Here is a 23,218-nt window from a genome sequence, read left to right as displayed (position 1 = left end):
TCGTGCACGGCCCGCTCCTGCAGCAGCCCGATGGTCGCGATGTCGGCGAGGCCCTGACCGAGGGCGAGGTCCCCCGGCGCGAGCGGACCGGGCCGGGTGAGGAAGAGGTTCATGGCCCCCACCACGTCGTCCCGCAGCCGCATGGGCAGGGCGTGGACCGAGCTGAAGCTCGCCTCGGTCACCGCTGCACCGAACGTGGGCCACCGTCTCGCCGCCTCGTCCGCACCGACGTTGACGACCGGCACGCCCCCGAGGAAGCAGTCCAGGCACGGCCCCTCCTCGTGCTGCAGCTCGAACAGCTCGAGCAGCCGCGTCGCCTCGGTCGAGGACGCGACGACCTGGAGGTTGCCGCGCTGGTCCGCGAGCATCAGCCCGGCGGCGTCGGCATCCAGCAGCTCGACCGCCGTCTCGGTGAGGGAGTGCAGGAAGTCGATGACGTCGAACTCGGCGACGAGGGTGTCGGCGAGCTGGACGAACACCTCCAAGAGGCGCTGCTGGGTAACCATGGGGCCGCCTTTCGATCCGGGTGGTCGGGACGCAGGAGACGCGAGGGCCGCGCACGGTCGCAGTTCGGTCCGGGGTGCTGCTAGCCATCATGCGCGATGTCCGGGTCGAAGCGCAGCGTTCGCGCCACGACGGCGCGGGCGACCTGCGTGACGCTGGTCCCCGAGGAATAGGCCCGGGCGCGCAGCAGGAGGAGCGCGTCGGCGAGTCGGACCCCGGACTGGACCGCGATCATCCCGGTGGCCTGGTGGACCTCGGGCCGGCTGGGCGCCCGCCCGAGGTCGGGATGCAGGCCGCCGTCCAGAGGCATCTCGTCCTGCAGGTGCAGGAGGACGCGGACGGCGGCGTCGGCATACGCGAGGGCCTCCGTCAGCGCCTCGGGCGTCAGCGTCCCGGACGTGTCGCGATAGAGGTCCAGCACCCCCAGCCGGATCGCCCCGACCTGGAGCGGGAAGGCGAAGATCGCCTCGATGCCGGCCTCCACGGCGGCCGGCCCGAACGCCGGCCAGCGGATCGGTCCGCTGCTGCGCAGCTCGGGCTGGATCACCGGGCGTCCACGGACGGAGGCGTCGATGCAGGGTCCTTCACCGAGGCTGAACTGCAGGTCCTCCATCGTCGTCGCGCGGGTGTCGGTGGCGGCGACCAGCCCGACGTGACCCTGCTCGGTCATCAGCGCCAGCGCGACGCCGCTGACCGGGAGATCGGCCGCGCAGGCGGCGCAGAGGGCATCGGGAAGGGTCCACCGAGGATCCGGGTGCGGCTGGGCCAGGATGCTGGCCAGGATGTGGTCGACCCTCGTCCTCGACACCCCTGGACCGCCCTCGACTGACACCGTGGTTGAGCCGACACCGGGGTCCGGGGCTTCGGTCGCGCGATCGTCGAACGGTAGACCCTGGTGCTCCCCCGAGCCAACTCGAGTCGCTTCCGGCCGGCCCGAGCCGGCCCGAGCCGGCCGGGGCCGTGCGCGAGACGGCCGGGGCCGGCTCGGGCCACCCGGGGCACCCGGGCCGTGCGCGGTGGGCCATTGACAAGCAACGTCGGAAGGTGGGACTTTGTGCCGTAAGCCACACCTTGTGGTGCTGCCCCGGACCCTGCAGCGCGCGCTCGACGAGATGCACGTGACGGATCCGACGACGTGTCCGTCCGCATGATGGTGCGTCCCCTCGGCGGGCGAGCCGTACAGTTCGGCGCCGCCGCCACGGCAAGCTCGTGGGGGTGTCTACCGCGGAGGCGGCGCCGACGCGCGGCCACGGGTCGCGATGCCGACCTTCACGGCAGCTCCCAGGTGTGGACGGGGATGTTCTCGTGCATCTGCCCGGCGTAGGACTCGAGCATCCGCCGCAGCGCCTCGGGGCGGTCCATCCCCTTCTCCTCGAACCGCCGGACCGCCTCGATCTGCCACGACGCGCCGTTGGTGCCGCTGAGGCACCGGCCCTCGATGACGGACAGGTAGCGGTCGCGGACCTCCGGCGCGACGCCCCAGCGGGTCAGCCCCTCGTGGGCGAGCGGCAGCAGGTGACGCAGGACGAGCTCCGTGGCCGGCACCTCGCCGCGACCGGGCCAGAAGAGCCGGGCGTCGATGCCGTCGCGGGCGCTGGCGAAGAAGTTCTCCTCGGCCGCGACGAAGCTCATCCTGCTCCACACCGGACGGTCCTCACCGGCCAGCATCCGCATCGCACCGTAGTAGAAGGCCGAGTTGGCCATCACGTCGATGATGCTCGGACCCGCCGGCAGGACGCGGTTCTCCACGCGGACGTGCGGGCGGCCGGCCACGATGTCGTAGATGGGTCGGTTCCAGCGGTAGACCGTTCCGTTGTGCAGCCGCAGCTCGTCGAGACGGGGCACTCCCCCGGCCTCGAGCACCGCCAGGGGGTCCTCGTCGGAGATCTCCGGCAGCAACGCCGGGAAGTAGCGCACGTTCTCCTCGAAGAGGTCGAAGATCGAGGTGATCCACCGCTCCCCGAAGAACACGCGCGGCCGCACACCCTGGTTCTTCAGCTCGACGGACCGGGTGTCGGCGGCCTGGCTGAACAGCTCGATCCGCGTCTCGTGCCAGAGCTGCTTGCCGAAGAAGAACGGGCTGTTGGCGCCGAGCGCGAGCTGCGGACCCCCCAGCACCTGGGCGGCGTTCCAGTGCGCCGCGAAGTGCTGCGGCTCGACCTGGAGGTGGAGCTGCATCGAGGTGCAGGCGCTCTCGGGAGCCAGCGAGTCGGCATACCGGTCGACGCGCTCACCGCTCGAGCCCTCGATGTCGAGGTAGATGTCCTCGCCCCGCGCGGCGAGGACGGCGTCGTTGAGGGCCTGATAACGGGTGTTGGCGCTCATCCAGTCGCCCTCGAAGTGCTCCGGCATGATCGTCGGGAGGATGCCGATCATGACGATGTGCGAGCCGACCTCGCGACTGCGCTGCTCGGCCTCGTTGAGCGAGGTGCGCAGGTCGGACTCGAGGTCGAGCGCCGCGGTGCCGGGCAGCGGTCGCGGCGAGACGTTGAACTCGATGTTGAACCGCGCGAGCTCCGTCTGGAACTCGGGGTTCTCGATCGCCGCGAGCACCTCGGCGTTGTCCATCCTGGGCTGGTAGTCGGTGTCGACGAGGTTGAGCTCGATCTCCATGCCCGTCATCGGCCGGTCGAACTCGAACTGGCTGTGCTGGAGCATCCGCTCGAAGACGTCCAGTCCCGCACGGACCTTCTCCCGGTAGAGCTGTCGCTGCTCGCGGGTGAAGCTGGCCGCGCTGACGTCCTTTCCCATGCGCGCGAGGGTATGCCGTAACCGCGCCGGCGCGCGATGGGGCGCCCACACGCCGAACAGCGTCCGGTGCTCTGTCGGTCACCCGCCATAGCCTCGACGCGTGCGCTTCGTCCACACCTCCGACTGGCACCTGGGACGCTCGTTCCACCAGGTGGGGCTGCTCGCCGCCCAGGCGCGCTACCTCGACCACCTCGTCGACCTCGTCCGGTCCGAGCGGGTCGATGCCGTGCTCGTCTCCGGCGACGTCTACGACCGGGCCCTCCCGTCCCCGGAGACGGTGCTGCTGCTGTCCGACGCCGTGACCCGCATCGTCGACGCCGGCGCCCGGGTCGTGCTCTCGAGCGGCAACCACGACTCGGCCATCCGGCTCGGCTTCGCCTCCGACCTGCTCGCGCGCTCCGGGCTGCACATCCGCTCGTCGGTCGCCGACGTCGGTCGGCCGGTGCTCGTGGGAGACGTCGCGGTCCACCCTCTCCCCTACCTCGAGCCCGCCGCCGTGGCCGAGTCGCTCGGCGCGACCCAGCGCACGCACGCGGCAGTGCTGCGGGCGGCGATGACCCGGGTCGAGGCCGACCTGGCGCAGCGCAGCGGGCCGTCCGTGGTGATGGCGCACGCGTTCGTCACCGGTGGCGCGACGACCGACAGCGAGCGCGACATCTCCGTCGGGGGTGTGAGCGCCGTCCATCCGGAGGTGTTCTCCGCGGCGGGATATGCCGCGCTCGGGCACCTCCACGGTCGGCAGGAGATCAGCGACCGGGTGCGGTACTCGGGTTCGCCCGTCGTCATGTCGTTCTCGGAGGCGCGGCACACCAAGGGGTCGTGGCTCGTCGACCTCACCGGCGACGGCGCCCACCCGGTCGTCGACGCCGGGTTCGTCGAGGCGCCCGTCGAGCGGCCCGTGCGGGTGCTCCGGGGTGACCTCGAGGACCTCCTGCGTGACCCGGGCCTCGACGGTGCGGAGGCGGCATACTGCCAGGTCACGCTCACCGACGCGGCGCGTCCGCTCGGGGCGATGGAGCGCCTCAAACGCCGTTTTCCCCATACCCTCGTCCTGCGCTGGGAGCCGCAGGGCGTCCCGGTCTCGCTCGAGAGCTATGCCGCCCGGGTCGGGGTGCGGCGGGACGACCTCGAGCTCTGCTGCGACTTCCTCGGGCACGTCCGCGGCGGGGTCGCAGCGGCCCCCGAGGAACGGCTGCTGCTGCGTGACGCGCTCGACGCCTCGCGCGTGGAACAGGCACGTCACGCCGACGAGATCGGGGCCATGCTGCCCGGCTTCGAGGACCTGTTCGGACCGGGCGCCGAGCCCCGGTCCGGTGTCGCATGAGGCTGCACCATCTCTCGGTGACGGGGTTCGGGCCCTTCGCCGAGACGGTCGAGGTCGACTTCGACGAGGTCAGCCTGGCCGGTCTCTTCCTCATCCAGGGTCCGACCGGGGCGGGCAAGACGAGCCTCCTCGACGCCATCTGCTTCGGGCTGTATGCCGGGGTGCCCGGCCTGCGTCCCGGCGGCCGGGCGCTGCGCAGCGACCACGCGGCGCGCGACGTCGTGCCTCAGGTCGTCGTCGACTTCTCCACGGGCACCAGGCGGTTCCGGGTGACCCGCTCGCCGGAGTTCCTGCGCCCGAAACGGCGGGGGGCCGGGGAGACCAGGGCGCCGGCCACGGTGCTCCTCCAGGAGCACCACGCCGGGCGGTGGGTCGTGCGGAGCACCCGGGCCGACGAGGTCGGTGAGATCGTGACCGAGGTCCTCGGGATGGGTCTCGAGCAGTTCAGCAAGGTGGTGCTGCTGCCCCAAGGCGAGTTCGCCGCCTTCCTGCGCTCGACGGCCGAGGAGCGCCGGCTGCTGCTCGAGCGGCTCTTCGACATCTCGACGTGGACCGGGGTCGAGGAGTGGCTCGTCGAGCGTCGCCGGCAGCTGGCGGCCGAGGTGGGCGAGGCGCGGGTCGTCCTCGACACCGACCTCGCCCGGCTCGGCGACGTGGTCGCGACGCTGCCGTCCGAGGTCGTCGGGGACCTCACGTCGCTGACGGACGTGCCGCTGGACACGCTCCCGGCGGCGGTGACCGGCATCCGGGCCCGGTGCGAGGCGCACGCCGGCGAGGCGCTGACTGCGCTGGCGGCTGCCGACCTCGCGGCCACCGGCGCGGGAGCCGCGCGCATCGAGGCGGAGGCGTTGGGTGACCGTCAGCGTCGTGGCCGTGCGGCCCAGGGAGTCCTCGACGATCTGGCGAGCGCGGCCGGCGCGCAGGCCGAGCGCAGGCAGCGAGCCGAGCGAGCCGCTCGCGCCGAGGTGCTCGCCGGCGACCTGCGGGCGCTGCGACGGGCCGCCGACCTGGATCGGGCTGCAGCCGACAAGGTCGCGAAGGCGCGACTCCCGTTGTCCCAGCTGGGGATCGCCGACCACGGGCTCGCCGCGATCCGTGGTCTGCAGGCGACGCTCGACGAGCGCGCGGTCGCGCTGGCCGATGCCCACCGCGCCTTCGCCGATGCGACCGGGCTGCGGGCGGAGCTGGGCCGGCGCTCCGCTGCCGCGGCCGACGCTCGTGCCGAGCTCGAGGGACTGCGCCGTCGGGAGAGTGACGCCGACGCCGCCATCCAGGGTGCCCGTGCACAGGTGGACGAGGCACGCGAGGCAGCGGTCGAGGTGACCCGTCTGGGCCATGAGCTGGCAGCGCTCGAGGACATCCGCCGGACCCTGCTCGAGCGTGACGCCGCCGCCGCCCTGGCCGGCCGTGTCGCGGACCGGTTGCGCGCCGCACGGGACGTCGAGCAGGACGCCCGGGAAACCTACCTCGGGCGCCGTCAGGCCCGCCTGGACGGGATGGCGGCCGAGCTCGCCGGCCTGCTCGCGGAGGGCGCGCCCTGCGGCGTCTGCGGGTCCCTGGACCACCCCCACCCCGCCGTCGGGGACCTCGCCGTCTCGGCCGACGAGGTGGCAGCGGCCGAGGAGTCCTGGCTCTCCTGCCGTCGCCACGTCGAGGAGCTGACGGCAGCCGGTGAGGTGCAGCGTCAGCTCGTCCGGACCCGCGAGGTCGACCTGACGCGCCGGTGGTCGGCCTTCGTCGGCGCCGAAGGCGGTGTCGGCGCCCAAGCCGTCGTCGCCGGCGGGAGTCATGTGGCGCCGGTCCTGCCCGAGATCGGTTCTGTGACAACGGAGCTCGAGAGCCGCCGACGGGCGCACGGGCTGGCGTCCACCGTGGCCACCCGGCTGCCCGGCGCCGTCGAGCGGCTGAGCCAGGGCCAGCAGGCCCTGCTCGACGCGCGGACGCGGGCCGCTGCCGTGGCCGACCTCGTGGTGGCTCACGAGGCCGGTCGCACCGAGGTGAGGGCGCAGCTGCTGCGACGCCTCGGCCAGGTCGTCGTTGACGTGGACGATCACGAGACCTGTCCCTGTCGTGTCGAGCCCCAGGTCGACAACGAGACGCAGGTCGACAACGAGACCCAGGTCGACAACGAGACGCAGCGGTCCGAGGCCGACGCCTGGGAGAGAGCCGAGCAGCTCGAGGGGCTCCGGGCTGCCCACCTCGAGGTGACCACGTCGACCGGGCAGCTTCTGAGAGTCCTCGAGGAGGCCGGCCAGACGCGGACCGCGCTGGCCGAGGTCGAGGTGCTGGTCCGCGCCGCACTCGACGAGCGGGGCTTCGCCTCGACGGAGGGGGCCGCGGCCGCGCTGCTTCCCGCAGCCGAGCTCGCGAGCCTGCAGCGCGAGATCCGGGCCCATGACGACCGTCTTGCTGCCGCCCGTGCGGTCGTCGCCGACGATGACGTGATGATGTCGCTCGGGCTGCCCGACGTCGACCTCCCCGCGGTTCGCGCGGCGGGTGAGGCCGCCCGGCAGGGGCAGCGGATCGCGCAACAGGTGCAGACACGGGCCGAGCAGTCGACCCACCGGCTCGCCGAGCTCGCGCAGTCCGTGGTGGCACAGTGTCGTTCACTCGGTCCCCGGATCGACGTCGCAGCACGGACGGCCGCGCTGGCCGACACCGTGACCGGGATCGGCGGCGACAACTCCCGGCGGATGCGGCTCTCCTCCTTCGTCCTCGCCGCCCGGCTCGAGAAGGTGGCCACCCTCGCCAACGAGCGTCTCGGCGTGATGGGCGACGGCCGTTACCAGCTCCAGCACACCGACGACCTGGCGGCGGGCGGGCGCCGGAGCGGACTCGGCCTCGCCGTCCGCGACCTGTGGACCGGCCAGGTGCGTGACACGGCATCCCTGTCGGGCGGGGAGTCCTTCATGGCCTCCCTGGCCCTGGCCCTGGGCCTCGCCGACGCCGTGCGGGAGGAGGCCGGCGGCTTCGACCTGCAGACGCTGTTCATCGACGAGGGCTTCGGCACGCTCGACGACGAGAGCCTCGAGCAGGTCCTGGCCGTCCTCGACGCCCTGCGCGACGGGGGCCGAGCCGTCGGCGTTGTCAGCCACGTCAGTGACCTGCTGACCCGCATCCCCACCCAGATCTGTGTCACCAAGAGCGCGACCGGCTCGAGCGTCCGCGTCCGCGCCTCCTGACGACCCCTGGTGCCCGGCACCTCCGTAGCAGGACCATCCCCTGCTGGACTCAAGGGGGCCGCCGGATGGCGGTCAGAGCGCACGGATGACCGCCGCTCGGCGACTGCCGCGCCTGCGTGAGCCATCGCATACTCGATTGGTATCGGGCCCCGTCGGTGTGGCCCGCAGACCAGAAGGAGTCCGTCGATGACGACGACCACGCCCCGTTCCGGCCACACACAGGTGCGCCCGCCCTTCGACCCCGAGCTCGCGGCCGCACTCGCACTGGTCCGGGAGCAGATCCCGCCGTCGCTGACGCCCGACCTGATCGGGCCGATGCGGGAGGGCAACGACCTGATGGCCGTCACCCTCGAGATGCTCTCCAGGGAGGGAACGGTCGAGGTCTCCGAGCGGGAGGTGCCCGGTCCGGAGGGTGACCCCGACGTCTCGCTGCTCATCCTCAAGCCCCGCGGCGTCGTGTCCGGTGCGCCGATCATCTACCACACCCACGGCGGCGGCATGATCGTCGGCGACAACCGCACCGGGGTCGACGGCCCGCTCGACTGGGCGGTCGAGAGCGGCGCCATCGTCGTCTCGGTCGAGTACCGACTGGCGCCGGAGCACCCTGACCCGGCTCCGGTGGAGGACTGCTACGCCGGGCTCGTCTGGACCCACGCGCACGCTGCGGAGCTGGGCGGCGACCCGGATCGGATCCTCATCGCCGGTGCCAGTGCAGGTGGGGGTCTGGCGGCCGGGGTCGCCCTCCTGGCGCGCGACCGTCAGGGGCCGCCGCTCATCGGACAGGTGCTCATGTGCCCGATGATCGACGACCGCAACGAGACCCCGTCGAGTCACGAGCTCGACGGCGAAGGCATCTGGGACCGCACGTCGAACGACACCGGCTGGGACGCCCTCCTGGGAGACCGCCGCAAGACGGACGCCGTGAGCGTGTATGCCGCGCCGAGCCGCGCCATCGATCTGTCCGGTCTCCCGCCCGTCTTCGTCGACGTGGGCTCGGTGGAGACCTTCCGGGACGAGGACGTCGACTACGCGGTGCGCCTCTGGCGGGCCGGCGTCCAGGCCGAGCTCCATGTGTGGCCGGGCGGCTTCCACGGCTTCGACATGTTCGCTCCGCAGGCTGCCGTTTCGCAGATGTCCATCTCGACGCGTGCTGCCTGGGTGCGTCGCCTCCTCGCCACCTGAGCCGACGCCGGGGCGGGCCGGTGCGTCCGCGGAGATGGTTGCTTGACCCCCACTTCCGCGGACGCAGTGCGGCTGTCGCCCGGTTGGGGTCTGGTCGTCGGCGGAGGTACGGGGCAGGATGACGCTGTTTAGGAGCTCGCCGGAAGGTTCGCCGCCCTCGACCCCGAGGCCGCGGCCGCCCTGCACGTGATCGGCTACTTCGACACGCTCGTCGACGGCCACGTCGGGCTCGAGACATTGGTGCGCGGCGCCGCGGTCCTCTCCGGTTCGTCGGCGCGCCTGGTCGACGCCGACCGTCGCCTCGAGCTGCGGGTGCAGCCCGACGGACGGACGGTGTCCACCGCCGCACCCCTCGAGCCCGGTTGGCGCTCGCTCGTCGTCCTCACAGGTGAGCAGACGACGGTCTGGCTGGAGACGACGGAGCACCGGGCGCTTTACGACCTCGTCCTCGAGCGGCTCGCCTCGGGCATCCGGGTCGTCCTCGATCGCACGCGCGGTCGCGTCGTGCGCGACGACGAAGCCGCCATCGAGGTGCTTCTCGACGGAGCCGCCGCAGAAGCCTCACGATCTCGAGCGGCCCGGCGGTTGGGTCTCGCGCCGGACGTCCGCCTCCGCGTGGTGGCGATGCTGCCCGAGGCTCACTCACGCCGCCCGGAGCTGCATGGGGTCAGGGTGATGATCGAGCGTGAGACGGACCTCGGAGAGACGCGACCCGCCGGCCGGGTCGGGCTCGGTGGCCTCGTCCAGGTGCCCGACGCCCCGAGGTCGTGGGAGGAGGCCCGGACGGCCCTGCGTTTCACGGCCGCCGGCACCGAGGCCGATCCAGGCCCCACCTGGAACGGGCCGCCGCCGCCGCCCCGTGGGTGCTCGAGACCCTCGACCAGATCGCCTCGCACAGCAGTTTGCGGGCGGCGTCCCAGGACGCCCACGTCCACCACTCGACCCTGCAGGCTCGGGTGCAGCAGTTCGAGGCGCTGCTCGGCTGGTCGGTCTCCGATCCCCAGGGACGCCTCCGGCTCCAGCTGGCGCTGGCCCTGCGCCGTCTTCATCGCCACCCCTGACGCAACGTCCGCGGGAACGGCATACCGGTGTCGCGTCGGTGCGGACGCAACGCCTTGCTGCTCACAACGTCCGCACGAACGCGACACCGGTGTCGCGTCGGTGCGGACGTTGTGGGTGGTCGGTGGTCAGCTGGGGACGTAGAAGCTGTACTGCGCGCTCTGGCTGACGTTGCCGGCCACATCGACGGCCCGGACGTAGAGGATGGCCGAACCCCACTGCTGGGGGGTCACCGAGAACGTCGCGGTCGGGCTGGGCCGGCTGCCGCTCGTCGTGGTCTCCGGAGGTGGCCCGGAGCCGACCCCGAACGCCTGGTCGAGCTGCCACTCGAAGCGGAGGATCCCGCTGGCACGACCTCGCGTCGGTGCCTGGTCGCTGGTCGTCACCGTGAACTGGCCAGGTTGCCCGGCGTGCAGGTGAGAGGGGATGCCGCTGGTCGACGAGGGATAGTCGGTCGAGGTCACCGAGACGACCGTGGGGGGCATGGCGTCCTCGCGGAACGACCGGCTGACGATGCGGGAGTCGAGGGCGCCCTCGCGAGCGAAGACCGTCCACGTGTAGCGATGTCCATCGACGACGCTGCCGGAAGGAGTGCCCACGGAGACGAGACCGGAGCCGGTGGTGCATGCAGCGACGTTCTGGACGATCTGGGTGCCGGTGGTGGTGTCGGTCATCGTGAACACCCCGCAGACGGGTGAGCCCGGGGACACGGATGAGGACACGGTGGCGTTCATCGCGACCGGTGTGACCTGGTTGAACGCGCCGATCCAGCTCCCCGTCGGGGGTGCTGACCGACGCAGGAGTCGTGGACACTGCCGTCGGTGCCTTCGGCGGGCGGACGGCAGGTTGGGCGCCCTGGTGCGCTCCTGGTGTCGCTCCTGCCGAGAGCACGACCGCCCCGAGGACGCTGGCCACGACCATCAGGACGCCGGGCCCGCGACGGCGCCCTGGTGTGCCCCAGCTGTGCCTCATGATTGACGACCTCTCGCTCCTGGCCCCTGAGCCGGAAACCGTGGTCACGGTATCCGATGCGCCGGGTTCGTGTCCCAGGAACCCACTGCGTCCGCGGCAACGGCAGACCGGTGTCGCGTTCCCGCGGACGCAGTGGGGCTGGTCAGTCCTCGAAGGCCTCCGGCGGTGGGCACGAGCAGACCAGGTGGCGGTCGCCGTAGGCGCCGTCGATCCGCCGGACCGGCGGCCAGTACTTGTCCGGCGCGTGGACGCCGGCCGGGAAGACGGCACTCGTCCGCGCATAGCCGTGGTCCCAGTCGCCGACGATGGAGAGCGCTGTATGCGGCGCATGGCGCAGCATGGAGTCCTCCGCCGCCACGGCCCCCTGCTCGACCTCGTCGATCTCGGCGCGGATGGCGATCATCGCGTCGCAGAACCGGTCGATCTCCCCCTTGTCCTCGCTCTCGGTCGGCTCGACCATGAACGTGCCGGCGACCGGGAACGACATGGTCGGCGCGTGGAATCCGTAGTCCACGAGGCGCTTGGCGATGTCGTCGACGGTCACTCCCGTCCGCCGGGTGATCTCCCGGACGTCGATGATGCACTCGTGAGCGACGAGGTCGTCGTGCCCGGAGTAGAGCACGGGGTAGGAGTCGCGCAGCCGGGCGGCGACGTAGTTGGCGTTGAGGACCGCGACCTCGGTCGCCCGGGCGAGCCCGGCACCGCCCATCAGCCGCACGTAGGCCCACGAGATCGGCAGCAGGCTCGCCGACCCGTAGGGCGCCCCCGAGATGGGGCCGACCCCGGTCGTCGGACCGGCCTCGGGCGCCATCGGGTGGTTCGGCAGGAACGGAGCGAGGTGGGCTCGCACACCCACCGGTCCGACGCCCGGGCCGCCGCCGCCGTGGGGGATGCAGAAGGTCTTGTGCAGGTTGAGGTGCGACACGTCGGCGCCGAACTTGCCCGGCTGGGCGAGACCGACGAGGGCGTTGAGGTTGGCCCCGTCGACGTAGACCTGGCCGCCCGCGTCGTGCACGAGGGCGCACAGCTCGGAGATGGTGTCCTCGTAGACCCCGTGCGTCGACGGGTAGGTCACCATGATCGCCGCGAGGTCGTCGCGGTGCTGGTCGACCTTGGCCCGCAGGTCGTCCATGTCGACGTTGCCGTTCTCGCCGTCCGTCTTCACGACGACGACCTTGAGGCCCGCCATGACGGCGGACGCCGCGTTGGTGCCGTGGGCGCTCGCCGGGATCAGGCAGATCCGGCGGTGCCCCTCGCCCTGCGACTGGTGGTAGGCGTGGATCGCGAGCAGCCCGGCGAACTCGCCCTGCGAGCCGGCGTTGGGCTGCAGCGAGACCGCGTCGTAGCCGGTGATCTCGCACAGCCAGGCCGACAGGTCGGCGACGATCTCGCGGATGCCCTCGGTCTGGTCGAGCGGGGCGAACGGGTGGAGGTCGGCGAACTCCGGCCACGTCACGGCGACCATCTCGGTGGTCGCGTTGAGCTTCATCGTGCAGGAACCGAGCGGGATCATGCCACGGTCGAGGGCGAAGTCGCGGTCCGAGAGCCGCCGCAGGTAACGCAGCATCGCGGTCTCGCTGCGGTGCGAGTGGAACACCGGGTGCGTCAGGAAGTCCGTGGTCCGGGCCAGGTCGCTCGGCCAGGCGGGCTCCCCGGTCGCCGCCACGGGCGCCGCGCCGGTCACGCCGAAGGCCCCCCAGACCGCGGTCAGGTCCTCGGCGGTCGTCGTCTCGTCGAGGCTGATCGAGAGGGTGTCGGCGTCGACGAGGTGGAGGTTGACCCCACGGGCCGCGGCCTCGGCCAGGACCTGGTCCGCGCGCCCGGAGGCGCGCAGCGTCACCGTGTCGAAGTAGGCCGTGGTGAGGACCTCGACGTCGGCCTCGGCCAGCCCGGCGACGAGGGTCCGGGTCAAGCCGTGGGTGCGGCGCGCGATCTCGGTGAGGCCGTCGGGGCCGTGCCACACGGCATACATGCTCGCCATGACGGCGAGCAGCACCTGCGCGGTGCAGATGTTGGAGGTCGCCTTCTCGCGGCGGATGTGCTGCTCGCGGGTCTGCAGCGCGAGCCGGTATGCCGGGTGGCCATCAGCGTCGACCGACACCCCGACCAGCCGTCCCGGCATCGAACGCTCGAGCCCGGACCGGACCGACATGAACCCGGCGTGCGGACCGCCGAACCCCATCGGGACCCCGAAGCGCTGGCTGGAGCCCACGGCGATGTCGGCGCCCCAGTCGGCAGGAGCGGCGAGCACGGTGAGGGCGAGCAGGTCGGTCGCCGCGGTGACCAGGGCACCGTGCTCGTGCGCGGCGCCCGCGAGGTCGCGGAACGCCCGGATCTGGCCGTCGGCGCCGGGGTACTGGACGATGACGCCGAAGACGGGTCGGCCGCCGGCGGCTGCCGTCAGGCCCTCGGGGGAGTCGATGCCCTCGAGGTCCGCGACGACGACAGGCAGCTCGAGCGGCGTGGACCGGGTCTGGATCACGGCGATGGTCTGGGGCAGGGCGTGCGTGTCGATGAGCAGGACGGCGTCCGCCGCGGCCTTGCTCGAGCGGCGCATGAGGGTCATCGCCTCGGCTGCGGCGGTGCTCTCGTCGAGCAGCGAGGCGCCGGCGATGGGCAGGCCCGTGAGGTCGGTGACGACCGTCTGGAAGTTGAGCAGGGCCTCGAGCCGGCCCTGGGAGATCTCGGGCTGGTAGGGCGTGTAGGCGGTGTACCAGGCGGGGTTCTCCAGGACGTTGCGCTGGACCACGGGCGGGGTGACCGTGCCGTAGTAGCCGAGGCCGATCATCGAGCGGAGCACGGTGTTGCGACCGGCGAGCGCCCGCAGCTCCGCGACCACCGCTCGCTCCGAGGGGGCGGCCTCGAGGCGGAGCGCGCGCTCCGACCGGATGCTCGGCGGGACGGCGGTGTCGAACATCGCGGCCAGGCTGGGCTGGCCGACCACCGCGAGCATCGCCTCGACGTCGGTCGGTGTGGGCCCGATGTGCCGCTGGACGAAGGGGGCGAACTCGGCATTGACCGAGACGTTCTCCGTGATCGCCGCGGTCAGCTCGACGCTGGCGGGTGCCGACACGAGGGGTGACGCCAGGGTCGCGCCCAGGTCGCTCGTCGGCGGCTGCGGGATCTCGCTGGGGTGCTGCGTGTCGGTCGTGCCGGTGCGGGTGTCAGCGGACATAGGGGCTCCTCGGGGTGCGCGGTCGTCGCGGGTCACTCCCCCTCTGTCGACCACCTGCCGCCTGACGTTCAGCGGGATGACTCCAGAGTTGCCTCGTCCACGTGGTCCTTGCGCCTGAGAGGTTCCGGGGTGTTGCCCCTTCGGCGCCCCGGCTGACGACTGCCGGTCTGACGACCGGGCCGTCCCGAGGGCTCTCCCACGTGGATTGGTGCAGCGTGTCCAAATCTACCAGCGTGCGGCCGAGTTGGGACTCAGGACGTCTTGCGCAGGCGGCGGGCGGTGAGCTCGTCGCCGAGGTGGGCCGCCGGGGTCTCCTCGTCGGCCCGCTCGCTGGGCAGCTGGGCGAGGGTCCCCTCGACCTCACGCCACACCCGCCCGACCGCGATGCCGAAGACGCCCTGCCCGCCCTGCACGAGGTCGATGACCTCGTCGGCGGAGGTGCACTCGTAGACCGAGGCCCCGTCGCTCATCAGCGTGATCTGGGCCAGGTCGTCGACGCCGCGGGCGCGCAGGTGCGCGATGGCCACCCGGATCTGATGGAGGGAGACCCCGGTGTCCAGCAGCCGCTTGACAACCTTGAGGACCAGGATGTCGCGGAAGCCGTAGAGCCGCTGCGTGCCGGAACCGGTCGCGCTGCGCACCGACGGCTCGACGAGCCCGGTGCGGGCCCAGTAGTCGAGCTGCCGGTAGGTGATCCCGGCGGCCTTGCACGCCGTGGGCCCGCGGTAGCCGGTGTCCTCGCTCAGCTTGGGCAGGTCGTCGTCGAACAGCAGGCCCTGAGCCGCGACGGGAACCCTCGTCGTGCCGTGCTGCGCGTCGTCCGTGGCGTTCACGGGGACCTCCTGGGTGAGCGGTGCGAGAACGTGGGGTGGACCGACATCAGCAGCACGCGGTCCGACGACCGCCACCTGCGCGGCAGCGGGTCGACTGCCGGGGCGGAGTGCACCGGTGTAACTACAGGCCCGTTGTTCTGCACGCCCTGACGGTACGGCCCTCGGACCCGAGCGTCAATCACCTGGACCCTCAGGAGGGCGCCGTGTCGCAACTCTCAACCTTTACTGAAGGTTGACTTCAGTCGCCTAGCTCCCTCGCACGTCCGGGCCGGTTCCGCCGGGTTCGTCCGACGCGTCGGCGTCGTCCGACCCGCTCTCACCCTCCTCGTCGTCACCCGCGTCACCGCTGGGGTCCGAAGGGTCTCCCGCGCCGCCCTCGAAGTCCTCGGCCGAGACCTGGTCCAGGAACTCCCGGAAGCGCTCGACCTCGTCGTCCTCGTCGGGGGTCAGGGCGACCCCCGCCTCGTCGAGCACGGCCTCGGCGACCACGATCTGTGTCGCGGTGCGCAGCGCCAGCGCGATGGCGTCGCTCGGCCGCGCACTGATCTCCCGGCCCCCGTCGAAGACGAGGAGCGCATAGAAGACCTTGTCCCGCAGCTCGACGATGCGGATCTGGGTGACGGTGTGGCCGAGGCCTTCGATGATGTCCTTGAGAAGATCGTGCGTGAGCGGCCTGGGGGGGACGACGCCCTGCTGTGCGTAGGCGATCGCCGTCGCCTCGGCCGCCCCGATCCAGATGGGCAGATAGCGATCCCCGTCGCGCTCCCGAAGGAGCACTATCGGCTGGTTGGTGGGCATCTCGACCCGCACACCGAGAACGTCTACTGCTTTCACACTGCCCACGTTACCCCGGCCTCCGGGGAAGCAACCTCCATGGCACTAGGGCTGGTCACGCAACGCGGCCTTGACCAGCGCGACGTGCAGCGCCAGACACTGTCGCAGCACCTCGGCGGTCCGGTCGGCGGTCCGGTCGGCGGTCCGGTCAGCAGCCGGTCCCACCCCCGGACCGACCGTCCCCGACCGGCCGCTCCCGGAGGTGCGTGGGCTGATCGTGACCTGTCGCACGAGGGCGACCTCCCGGTCGGCGGCCGTCCGGAAGGGGCGCAGGTGTCGCCCCTCGATGCCGACGTCGGACAGTGCTGCTGCCGCGCGCGCCACGGCCAGCGCGTTGAGGTCGTAGTGGTCCCCGGCGTCCGGCTGCAGGAGCCCGAAGGTCACCAGTGACTCGAGGGTGTCGCGCTGGAGGCCGCTGGCCTCGCATAGCTCCGGGCCGGTGAGCCGTAGGGACGAGGTGGCCTCGAGCTCGGCTGCCGACGGGAGGTCGGGGTCGTCGGGGAGGGCCGGCACGACCGGTCGGCCCGAGGCGCCCGCGTCCGGCTCGAGGCCGCGGTCGAGCGCGTCGAGGGCGTCGCGGATCACCTTGAGGGGCCAGAAGCGGTCGCGCTGGGCGGTGAGGACGTAACGCAGCCGTGCCACGTCCGCCGGGCTGAAGGTGCGGTAGCCGGAGGCGGTCCGGGTCGGCGTCACCAGCCCCTCCGTCTCGAGGAAGCGGATCTTGCTGATGGTGACGTCCGGGAAGTCGTCACGCAGCTCCGCAAGCACGGCGCCGATCGTCTTCGAGGCCCCCGACCGCGTCGACCTCACCGTGGTCCTCACCGACGGTCTCACCTTCGACGACCCGTTCAGGAGCTGCCGGCGTAGTAGACGAGCCGGAACTTGCCGATCTGCACCTCGTCACCGGTGCGCAGCACGGCGTGGTCGACGATCTCGCGGTTGACGTAGGTGCCGTTGAGGGATCCGACGTCGCGCACGGCATACCCCTCCCCCTCGCGGCTGAAGAGCGCGTGCTTGCGCGAGACGGTGACGTCGTCGAGGAAGATGTCGCTGTCGGGGTGGCGTCCCGAGGTGACCTCGGGGTCGTCGAGCAGGAAGCGGGCTCCGGAGTTGGGGCCCCGCAGCACGATGAGCAGCGCTGTGCCGGGCCGCAGGGCGTCGATCGTGGCCTGGTCCTCGACCGTCAGGCCGCGCCCGTCGTGCTCGGCCTTGTCGCCCTCGCCGACCCCCTGGAACCGCATCGTGGTGGGCTCGGGGCGGGACTGCTGACCTCCCCCGGCGGCGAGCGGCTGCTGGGCAGCGTCGTCCCCGAAGACCTGTTGCTCGTCGGACATCGTGAGGGAAAGCTCCTTCCGGGCTGCGCGCAGGCCCCAACCCTAGTTGAGCCGTGCGACATCGGGGTGGCCGAGCGGCCGGTCCGTGTGCGGGTCCGCCTCTCCCACCGGGGCGGGGAGGGGTCAGGCCAGGCTGGCCTGGTATGCCGCGGAGTCCATCAGGCCCTCGAGCGCGGCCGCGTCGGTCGGCCGGATCTCATACATCCAGCCCTCGGTGTAGGGCGCCGAGTTGACCAGCTCGGGTGAGGAGTCGAGGGCGTCGTTGACGGCCGTCACCTCGCCCGAGATGGGGGCGTAGATGTCGCTGACGGACTTGGTCGACTCCACCTCGCCGCAGGCCTCCCCGGAGCTGACCGTGGCACCGACGGCCGGCAGGGAGACGTAGACGACGTCGCCGAGCGAGTCCTGCGCGAAGGCGGTGATCCCGATCCGGATCGCGCCACCCTCGACGTCCTGCACCCACTCGTGGTCCGAGGTGTAACGCAGGTCGTCGGGGTAGTCGAGGTCGCTCATGTCGCTCCTTGGCGGTGGTGGGTGTGCTGGCGTGCCGAACGGCTGCCGGTGCGCTGCGGACGCTACGGGGTGGGTGTCGCGGCGTCGGGCACGGGCTGAGCGTAACGAGGGGTCCGCGGTGACGCCAACGCGTCCACCGTCACGGTCGGCAGCTGCTCGACGGTCGCCGTCGCGCCCTGCCGGCGAACCGTCTCGACGATGCCTCCGGGGATGCTCATCGCGGACGCCATCGTCTGGGGGTCGCCGATGGCGAGCACGACGACCGGCCGGGTGAGGGGCTGCCCGTCCACCTGCAGGTCGGTGCCGGTCGCGGCGAACCACGAGCCGGCGACGATCCTCGTGCCGCCGAACTGGATCACCTCGGCCCCGGCGTCCCGCAGCTCCTGGAGGACGTCGAGCAGCATCGGCGCCGTGACCTGCCGGCCGGGGTCCACGATCGTCATCCGGATGCCCGGGCCGTGCGCCGACACCGTGCCGGCGAGGAGGCGCAGGGTGTCGAGCCGCCGTTCGGCCGAGGTGATCGCGGCCTGGCTGCTGCCTGCTCCCGCCGCGAGCTGCTCGCGCTGCGACTGCAGCTCGCTCGCCTGCTGGTCGAGGCGGGTCGAGCGCTGGCTGACGTCGTCGAGGACCCGCACGAGGTCGTCCTGACGCATCGCGTCGAGCCCACCCTCCTGGGTCTGCTGGACCTGCGTCGCGATGGCGAAGCCGAGCGCCACCGTGAGGACGGCGCCGAGCACCTGGGCCCTGGTCGAGCGCGGCACCGCGGCCCGCGCGAGCCGTCGCCACGCGCCGTCCCTGGGTGGCGCCGGCGTCCGCTCCTGCTCGTCGTTCTCGCCCGACATCGTCAGGCCTTGAACAGGTGGCGTCGGATCGAGGCCACGTTGGAGAAGATCCGCACGCCGAGGACGACGACGACGCCGGTCGAGAGCTGCGTCCCCACGCCGAGCTGGTCGCCGAGGAAGACGATGACGGCCGCGACGACGACGTTGGACAGGAACGAGACGACGAAGACCTTGTCGTTGAAGATGCCGTCGAGGACGGCCCGCACCCCCCCGAAGACCGCGTCCAGGGCCGCGATGACGGCGATCGGCAGGTAGGGCTGCAGCCACAGCGGGACAGCCGGGTGGAGCAGCAGACCGGCGACGAGGCCGACCAGGAGACCGATCGCGGCGATCACGGGGTGGCCTCCGATGTCGGTGGGGTGGTCGGTGTGGTCGGTGGGGTCGGACCGGCCGTCGCCGTCGAGGGTATGCCGTCTGCGCCGGGATGTGCGGACGTCACGTCGAGCACGGCGCTGCGGGGCACCTCGACCCGGGCGCTCGTCGCCACGCTCTCGGAGATGCCGTAGTTGGACCGGAGCGCGGTGAGGTAGCTGCCGGCCACCCCCTCGGCGAAGCGGGCGGCCAGGTCCTGCCGGTCCCCGATGGCGGTGACCACGTAGGGGGTCGTGAGCGGCCGGTAGTCGACGAGGATCGCCTGCCCGGCGAACCGGATGGCCGAGCGCGCCGTGAGCCGCTGCCCGTTGATCGAGATCGCCTCGGCGCCGGCCTGCCAGAGACCGTTGCAGAGGATCTGGAGGTCGAGGGAGGTCACCCGGCCGCTCTCGGTGCCACTGGTGCCACCGGCGCCACCGGCGCCACCGGCCCCCCGGGGGTCCGTGCCCGCGTTGGCCTTGACGCTCGGGGCGTCGTCGATGGTGAGGGTCAGTCCCGGGCCGGCGGCCGCGACGTCGCCGGTCAGCAGGCCGAGACGTGCGAGCTCGTCGGTGAGGCTCGACTGCTGGGTGCCCAGCGCCGCGTCCTGGTAGCCCTTGATCTGCGCCCGCAGCGTCCCCACCGCCAGGGTCTGGGCGTCCCCATGCGCCTGTCGGGACTGGATCTGGGCGATCAGCTGGGCCTTGTCACGGCTGGCGGTCGTCCCGCTTGGCCGCAGCACGAAGGCGGACGTCACGAGGAGGAACCCGACGAGCGCGGCCGAGACGACGAGGAGGGGGGTCCGGGTGGTCGTCGCTCGGGGCAGCCCGGCCGCTTCACGTCGATCGGCCGCGGCGGCATAGCCGGGGTCGAGGGGCCGTTCGAGGATCTCGGTCAGCAGGGTCATCGAGGCGTCGGCACGCCGCGGTGTCGGGGGCGGTGTCGGCGGTGTCGTCGGCGGCGGCGTGCTCACGAGGCGGCCGTGCCGGTCGCCAGCCCCGCGACCGACCGGCGGCGGAAGACGGTCGCCGCCTGCGCGGCATACAGGACCGCGGCGAGCCAGTAGAGCCCGACGCCCCACCACGCGAAACCCCAGCCGATCGGGCGCGCGAGCTCTCCGAGGCGGCCCGGGACGAGGGTGAGGAGCAGGAAGGGGAAGGCGTAGAGCAGGTTGAACGTGGCGGCCTTGCCGACGAAGTGGACCGGGAGGCCGGTCTGGCCGATGCGCTTGAGGGCGAGGATGAGGATGGCCATGAAGGCGTCGCGCGCCAGCAGCAGGATGACGAGCCAGACCGGCAGGACGCCTCGCCAGGCCAGCGCGATCAGCGTCGTGAGGATGTAGAGCCGGTCGGCGAGGGGGTCGAGCAGCTCGCCGACGCGTGAGACGAGATTGAAGCGGCGGGCGATCTTGCCGTCGAGGTAGTCCGAGATCCCGGAGAGGGCGAGCACGACGAGGGCCCAGATGTCGTGTCCGGCGAAGAGGAGCCACAGGAAGATCGGGACGCCGACCAGCCGCAGGGCGGACAGCACGTTGGGGAGGGTGAGGATGCGATCGCTCACCTCGTATGCCGGGTGGGGGCCCTGCTGTCCCCCCGCCCCTGCCGGTTCGTGCCGCTCCTGCCCGTCCACCACGCTCGCAGCCTAACCGTCTCGCCATGACCCTTGACTCAGTTGACTCAGTCGAGCCCCTTGACTCACCGTGCACGGGGAGTCAACGCCCTCGACTCGGAGTCACGTGTCTCTGGGTCACGTGCGTTCGGGCTGCCGCCCGGAGTCGTGCCTCCGTCCTGTGGCTACCGCTTCCGTGGAAGCATGTGCGGATGAGATTTCGCGCGGAGCTCGAGGCACACGGGAAGACGGCGACCGGGGTCGAGGTGCCCGAGGACGTGATGGCCGGTCTCGGGGCGGGCCGCAGGGCACCGGTACGGGCCACCATCAACGGCTATTCCTGGCGCACGAGCATCGGGGCGATGGGCGGCCGGGCGCTCGTCGGGGTCAGCGCCGAGGTGCGCGCGGGGGCGGGGATCGCCGCCGGGGAGGTCGTCGAGATCGAGCTCGAGCACGACACGGAGCCCCGGACGGTCGAGGTCCCTGACGACCTGGCGTCCGCGCTGGCCGCCTCCCCCACGGCGACGACCGCCTTCGCGGCGTTGTCGCACAGCAACCGGCGCCGCTACGTCGAGGGGGTGCTCGCCGCCAAGAAACCCGAGACCCGTGGTGCCCGGGTCGCGGCCACCGTGAGCGCCCTGGAGGGCTGACGCCGTCGCGCGGAGGTCGAGGAGGGGTCTGACGCAGAGGTCAGGCGGAGGACAGGTGGAGGTCAGCCGGTCAGGTCGACCGGCGGTCACGGACCTTGCGGTCGAGGCCCCAGCCGCCGCCACCGACCCCGAGCAGCAGCAGGCCGATCCCGGCGAGCAGCAGCTCGGTCTCGCCGGTGAACCCCGGCTGGTGGGCGACGAAGATGGTGTCCGGCGAGGTCCATCGCACCAGGACGAGGGCGCCGATCGCGACGATGGCGGTGCCCAGGCCCGCGGCCCGCACGGCCAGGCCGATGACCAGCGCGACTGCGATGGCGATCTCGATCGGCCCGAAGATCATGGCGACGGTGTCGGGGGCGGGGAGGTGCAGCGCCCGAACCTGCTGCAGGGTCCCGGTCCGGTCCTGCACCTTCTGATAGCCGTGGACGCCCATCACCGCGGCCGTGACCAGCCGCAGCAGGAAGAGCCCGGCGGCGTTGTCGAACCGGTCGATGACATGGCGCCGCGCGGGCACGACCTCCTCGTCGGCGAATCCCAGTGTCGTGCTCCTCGCGCGGGCCGGCTCTGGGACGGTCGCGGGCGCGTGATCCACCTCGGTCTCGTCCAGGCGCTGGGACTGGGTGCTCATCGGTGGGCCTTCCTGGCGGGTTCGGCAACCCTGGTGGTCGCTCGTCGTGGTCGTGCGCGTCCATGCTGCCGCACGAAGCCGCCCGGATCGGGGACCTCAGGCCCCGCGTGGCCCGTCGAGGACGAGGGACTGCGGGCCGAGGCCGGACTCGACGACGGTGGCCAGCAGGTCCTCGTGCTCGAGGGCGGTCAGCAGGAACCGGGCGTCACGGCACCGGTCGAAGACCGCCGCGGCGAGCACCCCCGTCAGGCTCCTCGCCTCGAGGGCGACCACCCACGGGGTGAGCCGGAGCAGCAGCGCGAAGGTTGCGTCGCTCGGGTGGTCGCCGAGGTCACCGAGGTCACCGTGGTCGCCGTGGTCGCCGTGGTCGCCGTGGCCGCCACGACTGCCGAGGTCGAGCGTGAGGTCGGCCGGTAGCCGGTCGGGACGACCGTGTTGCCGGGCCCGACGACGGCGCCGGGGCCCGACCCGGGCAGCCACCTCCGCGCTCAGCTCCGGAGGCCAGTCGTCGGCCGGCCCGAGGGTGACGACCACCTCGTGGAGGCGAGGGCGAAGCAGCCCGAGGGCTCGTCGGCAGACCGCGACCTCGGCCTCGAGACCCGCGCCCGTGAAGCGGTATGCCGTCGTGTGGGCATCGGCGGACGCACTGCGGACCCCCCTCGCGGGGGCCCGACCCCGGATGATGACGACCCGGGCAGGATCCTCGCCCGCCACGGCCTCGGCGACGTCGAGCCAGCGCGGGCGCTGGCCGGGGTTCGGAGGGGGACACGGCACGGCATACGCGACGACGGGGTCGCGACCCTCGATGACGAACCGGACCCCCCTGGCGGTGGGCTGCACGGCGAGGACGTCGTCGGCCTCGAAGACCGTGGTCCGGCCCGCGTTCGTGACGCGGACGACACCGCGACTGACGGTGATGCGGAGGCGGAACGCGACCCAGGCGACCACCGCGAAGCCGAGGTAGGTCGCGCAGAGGAACGCGATCCGGGACGGTGGCGGGTCGACCTGAAAGGCCGCGCCGAGCAGCGACGGCCAGACGGCCACCGGCAGCAGGAGCAGGGGTAGGGCAACGGCCATTACCCGGATCCACCCGCGCGCCCGCCAGGTGCGGGCGGACCGCCACGCCACCATAGATACATCCTGCCTGTCGGCGACGACGTCCCGCGTCCTCTTTTCGGATCATGAAACCGACGAATCGGACCGTGTCACAGGCACGTTCGGGGACTCTCCCGGCATACCGGGGCAAAGGTCTGGCCAGTCGGTCGACCAACCCGACCGGACGGGGCACGACCGGACCGCGACGACCGGACCGCGACGATCGTGTTCAACGCCGGGTTCACGCTCTTTGTCGCGCTGATCACGTGCGGAGTCGTCTCATTCGGGGCGCGGGCCGCCGACCGCAACTCGGCCACCGCCGACGGCTGGCCGACGAACTTGTTCATGATGCTCCAGAACGACGCCGAGAGCCAATTGCTG

Annotated in this window: 21 protein-coding genes and 1 riboswitch; of the genes, 5 read left to right on the top strand and 16 right to left on the bottom strand. The window is 72.2% G+C overall.

Annotation, left to right across the window (positions count from 1 at the left end):
* From Q0R63_RS09445 to Q0R63_RS09435, 3 genes are all read right to left on the bottom strand, one after another.
* On the bottom strand, positions 1 to 506 hold a 506-nt coding region (locus Q0R63_RS09445), incomplete at its 3' end, for a GAF domain-containing protein (protein WP_295696710.1).
* 80 nt (positions 507 to 586) lie between these two features.
* The gene (locus Q0R63_RS09440) at positions 587 to 1,312 is read right to left on the bottom strand and encodes a GAF domain-containing protein (RefSeq protein WP_295696708.1); all 726 of its coding nucleotides are present in this window, start codon (positions 1,310 to 1,312) and stop codon (positions 587 to 589) included.
* A 461-nt stretch (positions 1,313 to 1,773) separates the two neighbouring features.
* Complete coding sequence (locus Q0R63_RS09435; protein WP_295696706.1) at positions 1,774 to 3,255, bottom strand: glutamate--cysteine ligase; 1,482 nt, start codon at positions 3,253 to 3,255, stop codon at positions 1,774 to 1,776.
* Between the two features lie 100 nt (positions 3,256 to 3,355).
* Between Q0R63_RS09435 and Q0R63_RS09430 the strand changes: the two genes are divergently transcribed.
* The 4 genes from Q0R63_RS09430 to Q0R63_RS09415 all read left to right on the top strand — a co-directional run bounded on the left by Q0R63_RS09430 (position 3,356) and on the right by Q0R63_RS09415 (position 10,004).
* Positions 3,356 to 4,579, top strand: coding sequence for an exonuclease SbcCD subunit D (locus Q0R63_RS09430; protein ID WP_295696703.1), 1,224 nt, complete (start codon positions 3,356 to 3,358; stop codon positions 4,577 to 4,579).
* A gap of 17 nt (positions 4,580 to 4,596) precedes the next feature.
* Positions 4,597 to 7,761: an AAA family ATPase gene (locus Q0R63_RS09425; RefSeq protein ID WP_295696700.1), complete on the top strand. Its 3,165-nt coding sequence runs from the start codon at positions 4,597 to 4,599 to the stop codon at positions 7,759 to 7,761.
* A gap of 186 nt (positions 7,762 to 7,947) precedes the next feature.
* Positions 7,948 to 8,943, top strand: coding sequence for an alpha/beta hydrolase (locus Q0R63_RS09420; protein ID WP_295696698.1), 996 nt, complete (start codon positions 7,948 to 7,950; stop codon positions 8,941 to 8,943).
* Between the two features lie 863 nt (positions 8,944 to 9,806).
* A complete protein-coding gene (locus Q0R63_RS09415) occupies positions 9,807 to 10,004 on the top strand; it encodes a helix-turn-helix domain-containing protein (protein ID WP_295696696.1) in 198 nt (65 codons plus the stop codon).
* Between the two features lie 126 nt (positions 10,005 to 10,130).
* Here the strand turns inward: Q0R63_RS09415 and Q0R63_RS09410 are convergent, their stop codons facing one another.
* The 11 genes from Q0R63_RS09410 to Q0R63_RS09360 form a co-directional block, all read right to left on the bottom strand.
* Positions 10,131 to 10,676, bottom strand: coding sequence for a hypothetical protein (locus Q0R63_RS09410; protein ID WP_295696694.1), 546 nt, complete (start codon positions 10,674 to 10,676; stop codon positions 10,131 to 10,133).
* A 440-nt stretch (positions 10,677 to 11,116) separates the two neighbouring features.
* Positions 11,117 to 14,149 (bottom strand): aminomethyl-transferring glycine dehydrogenase, encoded by a 3,033-nt coding sequence (gene gcvP / locus Q0R63_RS09405; RefSeq protein WP_295696691.1) that lies wholly within the window; start codon positions 14,147 to 14,149, stop codon positions 11,117 to 11,119.
* 92 nt (positions 14,150 to 14,241) lie between these two features.
* A riboswitch (glycine riboswitch) is annotated at positions 14,242 to 14,358 on the bottom strand.
* 42 nt (positions 14,359 to 14,400) lie between these two features.
* Positions 14,401 to 14,982 carry a MerR family transcriptional regulator gene (locus Q0R63_RS09400; protein ID WP_295696689.1) on the bottom strand — a complete coding sequence of 194 codons (582 nt, stop codon included), beginning with the start codon at positions 14,980 to 14,982 and terminating at the stop codon, positions 14,401 to 14,403.
* 246 nt (positions 14,983 to 15,228) lie between these two features.
* Positions 15,229 to 15,816 carry a bifunctional nuclease domain-containing protein gene (locus tag Q0R63_RS09395; RefSeq protein ID WP_295696686.1) on the bottom strand — a complete coding sequence of 196 codons (588 nt, stop codon included), beginning with the start codon at positions 15,814 to 15,816 and terminating at the stop codon, positions 15,229 to 15,231.
* A 45-nt stretch (positions 15,817 to 15,861) separates the two neighbouring features.
* Positions 15,862 to 16,638 carry a MerR family transcriptional regulator gene (locus Q0R63_RS09390; RefSeq protein ID WP_295696683.1) on the bottom strand — a complete coding sequence of 259 codons (777 nt, stop codon included), beginning with the start codon at positions 16,636 to 16,638 and terminating at the stop codon, positions 15,862 to 15,864.
* A 26-nt stretch (positions 16,639 to 16,664) separates the two neighbouring features.
* The gene (locus Q0R63_RS09385) at positions 16,665 to 17,057 is read right to left on the bottom strand and encodes an FHA domain-containing protein (protein ID WP_295696714.1); all 393 of its coding nucleotides are present in this window, start codon (positions 17,055 to 17,057) and stop codon (positions 16,665 to 16,667) included.
* Positions 17,058 to 17,273: 216 nt separating this feature from the next.
* Positions 17,274 to 17,663, bottom strand: a complete 390-nt coding sequence (gene gcvH, locus Q0R63_RS09380) for a glycine cleavage system protein GcvH (protein WP_295696680.1) — start codon at positions 17,661 to 17,663, stop codon at positions 17,274 to 17,276.
* A 62-nt stretch (positions 17,664 to 17,725) separates the two neighbouring features.
* On the bottom strand, positions 17,726 to 18,505 hold the full coding sequence (locus tag Q0R63_RS09375; protein ID WP_295696677.1) for a DUF881 domain-containing protein: 780 nt from the start codon (positions 18,503 to 18,505) through the stop codon (positions 17,726 to 17,728).
* Positions 18,506 to 18,507: 2 nt separating this feature from the next.
* Positions 18,508 to 18,840, bottom strand: a complete 333-nt coding sequence (locus tag Q0R63_RS09370) for a small basic family protein (RefSeq protein WP_295696674.1) — start codon at positions 18,838 to 18,840, stop codon at positions 18,508 to 18,510.
* Complete coding sequence (locus Q0R63_RS09365; protein WP_295696671.1) at positions 18,837 to 19,829, bottom strand: DUF881 domain-containing protein; 993 nt, start codon at positions 19,827 to 19,829, stop codon at positions 18,837 to 18,839. Before Q0R63_RS09365 ends, Q0R63_RS09370 begins: the two co-directional genes overlap by 4 nt.
* Positions 19,826 to 20,488, bottom strand: a complete 663-nt coding sequence (locus tag Q0R63_RS09360) for a CDP-alcohol phosphatidyltransferase family protein (RefSeq protein WP_366521098.1) — start codon at positions 20,486 to 20,488, stop codon at positions 19,826 to 19,828. The genes Q0R63_RS09365 and Q0R63_RS09360 overlap by 4 nt, the downstream gene beginning before the upstream one ends.
* A gap of 188 nt (positions 20,489 to 20,676) precedes the next feature.
* Here Q0R63_RS09360 and Q0R63_RS09355 point away from each other — a divergent pair, with 188 nt between their 5' ends.
* Positions 20,677 to 21,114, top strand: coding sequence for a YdeI/OmpD-associated family protein (locus tag Q0R63_RS09355; protein WP_295696669.1), 438 nt, complete (start codon positions 20,677 to 20,679; stop codon positions 21,112 to 21,114).
* Positions 21,115 to 21,184: 70 nt separating this feature from the next.
* On the opposite strand, the gene Q0R63_RS09350 is transcribed toward Q0R63_RS09355, so the two are convergent.
* The gene (locus Q0R63_RS09350; protein WP_295696667.1) at positions 21,185 to 21,742 is read right to left on the bottom strand and encodes a DoxX family protein; all 558 of its coding nucleotides are present in this window, start codon (positions 21,740 to 21,742) and stop codon (positions 21,185 to 21,187) included.
* Positions 21,743 to 21,838: 96 nt separating this feature from the next.
* Positions 21,839 to 22,873 carry a hypothetical protein gene (locus tag Q0R63_RS09345; RefSeq protein WP_295696665.1) on the bottom strand — a complete coding sequence of 345 codons (1,035 nt, stop codon included), beginning with the start codon at positions 22,871 to 22,873 and terminating at the stop codon, positions 21,839 to 21,841.
* Positions 22,874 to 23,218: the final 345 nt, after the last annotated feature.

It is taken from the genome of Lapillicoccus sp. (assembly GCF_025353065.1).
Taxonomy (GTDB): Bacteria; Actinomycetota; Actinomycetes; order Actinomycetales; family Dermatophilaceae; genus Lapillicoccus.
This window is presented reverse-complemented; position numbering and strand designations above follow the sequence as displayed.

Excerpts from the sequence above, each read along its gene's own strand:
- Q0R63_RS09385 (WP_295696714.1), bottom strand. The coding sequence starts at position 17,057 with ATGCGGTTCCAGGGGGTCGGCGAGGGCGACAAGGCCGAGCACGACGGG.
- Q0R63_RS09375 (WP_295696677.1), bottom strand. The coding sequence starts at position 18,505 with ATGTCGGGCGAGAACGACGAGCAGGAGCGGACGCCGGCGCCACCCAGG.
- Q0R63_RS09420 (WP_295696698.1), top strand. The coding sequence starts at position 7,948 with ATGACGACGACCACGCCCCGTTCCGGCCACACACAGGTGCGCCCGCCC.
- gcvP (WP_295696691.1), bottom strand. The coding sequence starts at position 14,149 with ATGTCCGCTGACACCCGCACCGGCACGACCGACACGCAGCACCCCAGC.
- Q0R63_RS09410 (WP_295696694.1), bottom strand. The coding sequence starts at position 10,676 with ATGACCGACACCACCACCGGCACCCAGATCGTCCAGAACGTCGCTGCA.
- Q0R63_RS09435 (WP_295696706.1), bottom strand. The coding sequence starts at position 3,255 with ATGGGAAAGGACGTCAGCGCGGCCAGCTTCACCCGCGAGCAGCGACAG.
- Q0R63_RS09345 (WP_295696665.1), bottom strand. The coding sequence starts at position 22,873 with ATGGTGGCGTGGCGGTCCGCCCGCACCTGGCGGGCGCGCGGGTGGATC.
- Q0R63_RS09350 (WP_295696667.1), bottom strand. The coding sequence starts at position 21,742 with ATGAGCACCCAGTCCCAGCGCCTGGACGAGACCGAGGTGGATCACGCG.
- gcvH (WP_295696680.1), bottom strand. The coding sequence starts at position 17,663 with ATGAGCGACCTCGACTACCCCGACGACCTGCGTTACACCTCGGACCAC.
- Q0R63_RS09355 (WP_295696669.1), top strand. The coding sequence starts at position 20,677 with ATGAGATTTCGCGCGGAGCTCGAGGCACACGGGAAGACGGCGACCGGG.